The following is a 1,840-nucleotide window of genomic DNA, read 5'->3' as shown; positions in this document are numbered from 1 at the left end:
TCGGCCTGACCTTTGTTCGCCTTTGCCGCAGTCGTAACCGCTAACAACGCTCCTCCGGAGACGCAACACTCGATAATGCTGGTTGGTTAAACCTTATGAAATCTTTCCTTAGATCTCCCATACAAGGACTTTCACCTTGTCAGAAATGACAAGCTTAACTTGTCGCACGGAATCTGCCCCCTTTTTAGCTTGCTCCCAAATGTAACATTACTCCAAGACCTTACCCCGTAACGCTTTTGTTTTACTACGCTTAGCTTTACTATCCATTCTTCTTTGCTGTGACCCTCTCGTAGGTTTAGTGGCTCGCCTTACTTTTTGCACTGCAGCAACCTGTTTAATGATTTCCTTTAGACGCTCAAAGGCATCATCCCAGTTTTTTTCCTGAGTGCGATATTTCTGAGCTTTAATAATGATCACGCCGTCTTTGGTGATGCGTTTATCACGCAAATTTAACAGGCGTTGCTTATAAAACTCAGGGAGTGACGAAGCATTGATATCAAAGCGCAAATGGATTGCCGATGAGACTTTATTGACATTTTGCCCTCCCGCCCCCTGCGCTCGAATTGCTGAAATCTCAATTTCATTGTCAGGGATAACAACATTATTAGAGATCTCTAGCATTGTTTATTTTCCATGTTCTATTTTTCGTAAAACTAGCGGCATAAAACATCCTGATTACCTATAACTCTCAGCTAAATGAGGTCATTTAGCTGCATGCTACCCAGTCAAGCATGGGCACAAGCTTTAGCAGGAACTCGTAGTTAAGCACAGATTCCCGATAAAAGACTTCGGGAATGACGAGTTTTTTAACGTTCTGATATTTCAAGCTTTATTCTGTCATGGCTGTGAGATGTACGTAATCAGGTAAAATATTACCTTCCCAGAACGACTGTTAGTAGTCCACCAAGAATCATAATTGATGAATTAATCATCTACCTTTAATCTATCAGTCGTTCTAAGCAATTGGTCAATCGTGGCCTTTAGCATACCGGACTGCCTCTCATCACTCAATTCGCCCTCTGGGTTGAATGCCTGAAACCCAGAACCGATAGCGACTTGGGGCGGAACTACAGTAACGCCAATATTACCCAGTAACATACGTAACGAGACTAGTCCCCGCAAGCCGCCTAAGGCACCTGGAGATATTGCACCCAGAGCAGCAACTTTGCCTTTGTAGGCAGATAACGGCGTTTCATTTTCTTCATGCGCCCGAGACATCCAGTCGATTGTATTTTTAAGTAATGGAGAAAAAGAACTGTTGTACTCAGGAGAAGCGATAAAAAAACCATCATGCGCAATAAAAAGTTGCTTTAACTTCCTGACATTTTCGGGAAGGCCATGCTCCACTTCTAAGTCACCATTATAAATAGGTAGTTCATAATCATTTAGATCAATGAGGGTGATATCAGCGCCTGCATTCTCTGCCATGGTAGCCGCTAATCTAGCTAATTTTTTATTGAGGGACTGTTTTCTTGCACTACCTGCTAAGGAATAAGCACGAAACAACTTCCCGATATTAATTATTCTTGAGGAATTGCACGGTAATTCCATTTTGGTAAATGTGTATCAAATACAATCGGCATTATTTCTTTGAAGTCAGCGGCATATTTTCGTCCTGTCTCGTATATTTTGTCGAGTATGTGAACAATTGTTGTTAGTCCTTTTGACGTTGATGTTCTAGAAATCAATGTTTTAACTGTTTCAACCGAGTCAAATACAACACCTTCACAAGCACGAGTCACATGAGGAAAAAAAACGATGTTCAATGGGATTATACTTGGAGGTATAAGGAGGATAGTGGGCAATCCTAATTTCCAATCCAAGTGCATTCGCAGTCTTT

At 41.6% G+C, this 1,840-nt stretch carries 4 protein-coding genes; all 4 read right to left on the bottom strand.

The features are described 5' to 3' along the window. Nucleotides 1-207: 207 nt before the first annotated feature. The gene (gene arfB, locus CDZ78_RS18640; RefSeq protein ID WP_087871318.1) at nt 208-621 is read right to left on the bottom strand and encodes an alternative ribosome rescue aminoacyl-tRNA hydrolase ArfB; all 414 of its coding nucleotides are present in this window, start codon (nt 619-621) and stop codon (nt 208-210) included. A gap of 303 nt (nt 622-924) precedes the next feature. Further along, nucleotides 925-1,551, bottom strand: coding sequence for an NADPH-dependent FMN reductase (locus tag CDZ78_RS18635; RefSeq protein ID WP_087871317.1), 627 nt, complete (start codon nt 1,549-1,551; stop codon nt 925-927). Continuing rightward, nucleotides 1,521-1,766 (bottom strand): ISAzo13-like element transposase-related protein, encoded by a 246-nt coding sequence (locus CDZ78_RS18630; protein ID WP_167374435.1) that lies wholly within the window; start codon nt 1,764-1,766, stop codon nt 1,521-1,523. The genes CDZ78_RS18635 and CDZ78_RS18630 overlap by 31 nt, the downstream gene beginning before the upstream one ends. After that, on the bottom strand, nt 1,726-1,818 hold the full coding sequence (locus CDZ78_RS23920) for an ISAzo13-like element transposase-related protein (RefSeq protein WP_280175602.1): 93 nt from the start codon (nt 1,816-1,818) through the stop codon (nt 1,726-1,728). Before CDZ78_RS23920 ends, CDZ78_RS18630 begins: the two co-directional genes overlap by 41 nt. Nucleotides 1,819-1,840: the final 22 nt, after the last annotated feature.

Origin of the sequence: Bathymodiolus platifrons methanotrophic gill symbiont (assembly GCF_002189065.1) — a bacterium.
Classification (GTDB): domain Bacteria; phylum Pseudomonadota; class Gammaproteobacteria; order Methylococcales; family Methylomonadaceae; genus Methyloprofundus.
Note: the sequence above shows the minus strand (reverse complement) of the source record. Positions and strands in the feature narration are given on the sequence as shown.

Coding starts and splice junctions, on each gene's coding strand:
- arfB (WP_087871318.1), bottom strand. CDS start 621: ATGCTAGAGATCTCTAATAATGTTGTTATCCCTGACAATGAAATTGAG.
- CDZ78_RS18635 (WP_087871317.1), bottom strand. CDS start 1,551: ATGGAATTACCGTGCAATTCCTCAAGAATAATTAATATCGGGAAGTTG.